Source organism: Streptomyces sp. NRRL B-1347, from assembly GCF_000720325.1.
Classification (GTDB): domain Bacteria; phylum Actinomycetota; class Actinomycetes; order Streptomycetales; family Streptomycetaceae; genus Streptomyces.
On record NZ_JOJM01000286.1, the window covers coordinates 1 to 407 of the forward strand.

Below are 407 nucleotides of genomic sequence, written 5' to 3' on the forward strand. Positions count from 1 at the left end.
TCGGCGAGGAGGCCTCGGGTGGCGTGCTCGAACAGGACCGTCTGGCGGAGGTTGCGGTACCAGTACCCGGCATCCATGGACGTGTTGGCGTCCAGCCAGGCGCCGGTCAGGGTCGAGTACAGCGGCACCTCGGCGGCCTGCGGAGTCACACCCGCGAGCGTCTCCATGATCTGCGTCTCGATCTCCTCGACGTACGAGGAGTGCGACGCGTAGTCCACCGGGATCGTGCGGGCGCGGACGTCACGGGCCACGCACTGCGCGACCAGCTCCTCCAGCGCGTCCGGCTCACCCGAAACGACCACCTGGGCCGGGCCGTTGACGGCCGCGACCGAGACGCGCTCGCCCCACGCCGTCAACAGCTCCCGCACCTCGGCCTCGGGCAGCGGCACCGACACCATGCCGCCCTT

Annotated in this window: 1 protein-coding gene; it reads right to left on the reverse strand. The window is 71.0% G+C overall.

The annotated features are described in order from the left end of the window. Nucleotides 1–407, reverse strand: a 407-nt coding sequence (locus IG74_RS47370) for an acyltransferase domain-containing protein (RefSeq protein ID WP_158858149.1), incomplete at both ends; no start/stop codon positions are given.